Source organism: Streptomyces solincola, assembly GCF_002982015.1.
Lineage (GTDB): Bacteria > Actinomycetota > Actinomycetes > Streptomycetales > Streptomycetaceae > Streptomyces > Streptomyces solincola.
Map to the genome: position 1 here is coordinate 1 of NZ_PVLV01000283.1, position 4,506 is coordinate 4,506.

Genomic DNA, 4,506 nt, shown 5'->3' on the forward strand with positions numbered 1-4,506 from the left:
ACCCGTACGCACGGGAGGGGTACGGGCGGGGGGTGCGGCTAGCGGTCGCCGGCCGGGGCGGCCGCGCGGACGCCGAGCAGCACGGCGTCCCGGCCGTCCTCCTCGGCGAGCTGGACCTTGACCGCCTCACGCAGCGAGGTGGGGAGGTTCTTGCCGACGTAGTCGGCGCGGATCGGCAGCTCGCGGTGGCCGCGGTCGACCAGCACGGCCAGCTGCACGGCGCGGGGGCGGCCGATGTCGCCGAGGGCGTCCAGGGCGGCGCGGATGGTGCGGCCGGAGAAGAGCACGTCGTCGACGAGGACGACGAGGCGCCCGTCGACGCCGTCGGCGGGGATCTCGGTGCGGCCGAGCGCGCGGGCGGGCCTCATCCGCAGGTCGTCGCGGTACATGGTGATGTCCAGCGAGCCGACCGGCACGGGCTGCCCGGTGATCTGGTGGAGCTTGTCCGCCAGCCGGCGGGCGAGGAAGACGCCGCGGGTGGGGATGCCGAGGAGCACCACGTCGTCGGCGCCCTTGGCGCGTTCGACGATCTCGTGGGCGATGCGGGTCAGTACCCGCGCGATGTCGGGGCCCTCGAGCACGGGGCGGGCCGCATCGGGCTTCTGGTTCGCGTCCATACGAAGCGGACCTCCTTCTCCGCCTCACGGGACGGATCTTAAAGGACGTCTGGGTGTGCGCTGCCCACCGTACCAGCACGTCGCCGAGCGCCCGCGGCGGGTCCGGCGGGGCTCCGGTAGGACCCATTCGGCTTGACGCAGCCAAGTAACGCTGCGTAACCTCACAGTGAGTTACCAGCCGAGCGGCGAAGCCGCAACGTTGTCCATGCGTCCCGGGAGCTATATGTCCAGCGAATACGCAAAACAGCTCGGGGCCAAGCTCCGTGCCATCCGCACCCAGCAGGGCCTCTCCCTCCACGGCGTGGAGGAGAAGTCCCAGGGCCGTTGGAAGGCCGTCGTGGTGGGCTCCTACGAGCGCGGCGACCGGGCCGTGACCGTGCAGCGCCTCGCCGAGCTGGCCGACTTCTACGGCGTCCCGGTGCAGGAGCTGCTGCCGGGGACGACGCCCGGCGGGGCGGCCGAGCCGCCGCCGAAGCTCGTGCTGGACCTGGAGCGCCTGGCGCACGTGCCCGCCGAGAAGGCCGGTCCGCTCCAGCGGTACGCGGCGACGATCCAGTCCCAGCGCGGCGACTACAACGGCAAGGTGCTGTCGATCCGCCAGGACGACCTGCGCACCCTCGCGGTCATCTACGACCAGTCGCCCTCGGTCCTGACCGACCAGCTCATCAGCTGGGGCGTGCTGGACGCGGACGCCCGCCGCGCGGTCGCCCACGAGCAGGAGGCCTGAGGCCCGCCGTCCGGCCTCACGCCCTTCGGTGCTCACGGCTGCCCCGGCCGTCACACCCACATCAGCAGAAACGTTGCCGCCGGGTGCGGTGAGCGGTCCCCGACCGCCGCCGCTCCCGGCGTCCTGCTGTCGCGGCGGAGCTGCCGGCGGCCGGACGCGGCGGTCGGACACGAGAAGGGTCCCCGGTGCTGTCGCGCACCGGGGACCCTTCTCGGTTCTTCTGCGGTTGTTCCGCGGCTCAGCCTCGGCGCAGCGACGGCTTGAGGTCCTTGAAGCGGGCCAGCAGGCCGTTGACAAAGGCCGGGGACTCGTCGGTGGAGAACTCCTTGGCGAGCTGCACCGCCTCGTCGATCACCACCGCGTCCGGGGTACCGTCCACCCACACCAGTTCGTACGCGCCCAGGCGCAGGATGTTGCGGTCCACCACCGGCATCCGGTCCAGCGTCCAGCCGACCGCGTAGGTGGAGATCAGCTCGTCGATACGGTCCGCGTGCTCGGCGTACCCCTCGACCAGCTCCATGGTGTACTCGCTGACCGGCGGCTGCCGGTCGTCGGAGCGGGCGTGCCGGATCCAGTCCGCCAGCACGGTCTGCGCGGTGGCCCCGCGCTGGTCGGCCTCGAAGAGGATCTGGAAGGCGCGCTTGCGGGCCGTGTTACGGGCGGCCACGGTTAGTTGTTCACCCGGCCGAGGTAGTCGCTGGAGCGGGTGTCGACCTTGATCTTCTCACCGGTCGTGATGAAGAGCGGGACCTGGATCTGGTGGCCGGTCTCCAGGATGGCGGGCTTGGTGCCGCCGGTGGAGCGGTCGCCCTGGACGCCCGGCTCGGTCTCCTGGACGCTCAGTTCGACGGCGGCCGGCAGCTCCACGTACAGCACCTCGCCCTGGTGGGTGGCGACGGTGGCGGTGAAGCCCTCGACCAGGAAGTTGGCGGCGTCGCCGACGGCGGCGCGGGCCACGTGGAGCTGGTCGTAGGTCTGCATGTCCATGAAGACGAAGTAGTCGCCGTCCATGTACGAGAACTGCATGTCGCGGCGGTCGACGGTGGCCGTCTCGACCTTCACACCGGCGTTGAAGGTCTTGTCGACGATCTTGCCGGAGAGCACGTTCTTGAGCTTGGTGCGCACGAAGGCGGGGCCCTTGCCGGGCTTGACGTGCTGGAACTCGACGACGGACCAGAGCTGGTCGTTGTCGAGCTTGAGCACCATGCCGTTCTTGAGGTCGTTCGTGGAAGCCACGGTTGCGGAATCTCCTGGACTGACGCTGGTGGACGACCGGGAGCCGCGGGGTTTCGCGCCTACAGCGCGAGCAGCTCCTTGGTCGTGATGGTGAGTAGCTCGGGTCCGCCGTCCGCCTCGTGGCGCACGACGAGCGTGTCATCGATCCGGACCCCGCCCCGGCCCGGGAGGTGGACCCCCGGTTCGACGGTGACCGGCACGCAAGCGTCCAGTTTACCCATGGCGTCGGGTGCCAACTGAGGGTCCTCCTGGATTTCCAGGCCCACTCCGTGGCCCAGCAGCGGCGCGAGGCCGTCGCCGTAGCCGGCCGAGTCGAGCATCTGCCGGGCCGCCCGGTCCACCTCGCGGTACGCCGTGCCCGGGACCAGCGCCTCCCGGGCGGCCCGCTGGGCGGCGAAGACCAGGTCGTACAGCTCGATCTGCCAGTCCTCGGGCGAGGTGCCGATGACGAAGGTGCGGCCGATCTCGCAGCGGTAGCCGCGGTAGTCCGCGCCCAGGCACACGGAGAGGAAGTCGCCCTCCTCCACCCGTCGGTCCGAGGGCCGGTGGCCTCTGCGCCCGGCGTGCGGCCCGGTGGCCACCGAGGTGGGGAACGCCGGCCCGTCCGCCCCGTGGTCGACCAGCCGCCGCTCCAGCTCCAGCGCCAGATGCCGTTCGGTCCGGCCCACCAGGATGGACTCCAGCAGCTCCCCGAGCGCCTGGTCGGTGATCTCGGCGGCGATCCGCAGGCAGGTGATCTCGTCCTCGTCCTTGACGATCCGCTCCTGCTCCACCGCGCCCGCCAGGTCGGTCAGCCGGACCCGGGGCGCGCCGGCCGCCATCGCCCGGTGCCGCGCCACGCTCAGGTGGTGCTCCTCCACCGCGAGCGTCTCCGCCCCGGCGGCCTGCGCCCGTTCGGTGGCGGCGACCGCGGGATCGGCCCCGGCGGCGGGCAGCACGGCGACCCGCAGCGCCTCGTCCAGCCGCCCCTCGACCGGGTCGCCGGACGGCGGCCCCGGACACAGCAGCGCGTCCTCGCCGGCTCCGAGGAGCAGCACGGCCCCGGGGGGCGCTCCACCCGCGAGATAGCGGACATTGGCGGGGCGGGAGACGAGCGCCGCCGCGGAACCGGCCGCCGCGCACCGGTCACGCAGCCGCCCGCGGCGGTCCGCAAAGACGTCAGGCATGAGTCGAGCCTAAGGGCGCATCGCCCGCCCGGCAGTCCGGACGCGTCCGAGCGGGGCGGCGCCGGGCCCCGGACGGCGGCCCGGGCCCCCGGTCTCGGTCAGGCTTCGGCGATGGCGCGGGCGAGGACCTCGTCGAGGACGCGGGCGGTGGTCTCCACGTCGTAGGCGGAGTTGTCGATGATCGGCAGCCCGGAGCCGTACCAGCCGGCCATCCGGCCGTGGATGCCGGCCACCTCCTCGTCGGAGAGCCGCCGGTTGCCGCTGCGTTCGGCGTTGCGCTCCAGGACGATCTCCAGGCCGGGGAGCAGCACCACCGGGAGCAGGCCGGGGCCGACGTGGCGCTTCCAGCCGCCGAGGCCGACGACCGGGCGGTCGGGGAAGACGGCGTCGTCGAGGATGCAGGAGATGCCGTTGGCGAGGAAGTTGCGGGCGGCGAAGCCGCAGGTGCGGCGGGCCAGGCGGTACTGCGCCTCGGACTGGTCGTTCCAGCCGGATTGCGGGTCGGCGAAGCCGGCGCACACCCATTCGCGTACGTCGTCCAGGGAGATGTGCGCGGTGGGCACCCGGCGGCTGGCGGCCCAGTGGCGGGCGACGGTGGTCTTGCCGGCGCCGGCCGGGCCGATCAGCAGCACGGCGAGGGTGGCGGTGCCGGTGGACTGGCCGGTGGGCGGCGGGGCGGGCACGGCGAACGGGGCGGCCGGGGCGAGGCCGGAAGTCCCCGGGGGGCTCGGCCGACGGGGCGGCGGGCGGGGTCCACAGC

The 4,506-nt window shown here is 72.9% G+C and carries 6 protein-coding genes; 1 reads left to right on the forward strand and 5 read right to left on the reverse strand.

Features of this window, described 5'->3' with window-relative positions; translation table 11 throughout:
• Window positions 1-38: 38 nt before the first annotated feature.
• Entirely contained in the window at window positions 39-617 is a 579-nt protein-coding gene (gene pyrR, locus C6N75_RS18575; protein WP_105870027.1) for a bifunctional pyr operon transcriptional regulator/uracil phosphoribosyltransferase PyrR, read from the reverse strand.
• A 223-nt stretch (window positions 618-840) separates the two neighbouring features.
• Between pyrR and bldD the strand changes: the two genes are divergently transcribed.
• Window positions 841-1,344: a transcriptional regulator BldD gene (bldD, locus tag C6N75_RS18580; protein ID WP_105870028.1), complete on the forward strand. Its 504-nt coding sequence runs from the start codon at window positions 841-843 to the stop codon at window positions 1,342-1,344.
• Between the two features lie 238 nt (window positions 1,345-1,582).
• Here the strand turns inward: bldD and nusB are convergent, their stop codons facing one another.
• The 4 genes from nusB to C6N75_RS18600 all read right to left on the reverse strand — a co-directional run.
• The gene (nusB, locus tag C6N75_RS18585; RefSeq protein WP_105870029.1) at window positions 1,583-2,011 is read right to left on the reverse strand and encodes a transcription antitermination factor NusB; all 429 of its coding nucleotides are present in this window, start codon (window positions 2,009-2,011) and stop codon (window positions 1,583-1,585) included.
• 2 nt (window positions 2,012-2,013) lie between these two features.
• Window positions 2,014-2,580 carry an elongation factor P gene (efp, locus tag C6N75_RS18590; RefSeq protein WP_105870030.1) on the reverse strand — a complete coding sequence of 189 codons (567 nt, stop codon included), beginning with the start codon at window positions 2,578-2,580 and terminating at the stop codon, window positions 2,014-2,016.
• A gap of 59 nt (window positions 2,581-2,639) precedes the next feature.
• The gene (locus tag C6N75_RS18595) at window positions 2,640-3,746 is read right to left on the reverse strand and encodes a M24 family metallopeptidase (RefSeq protein WP_105870031.1); all 1,107 of its coding nucleotides are present in this window, start codon (window positions 3,744-3,746) and stop codon (window positions 2,640-2,642) included.
• 98 nt (window positions 3,747-3,844) lie between these two features.
• Window positions 3,845-4,506 (reverse strand): ATP-binding protein (locus C6N75_RS18600; RefSeq protein WP_258177488.1); only part of this gene is annotated, 662 nt, incomplete at its 5' end.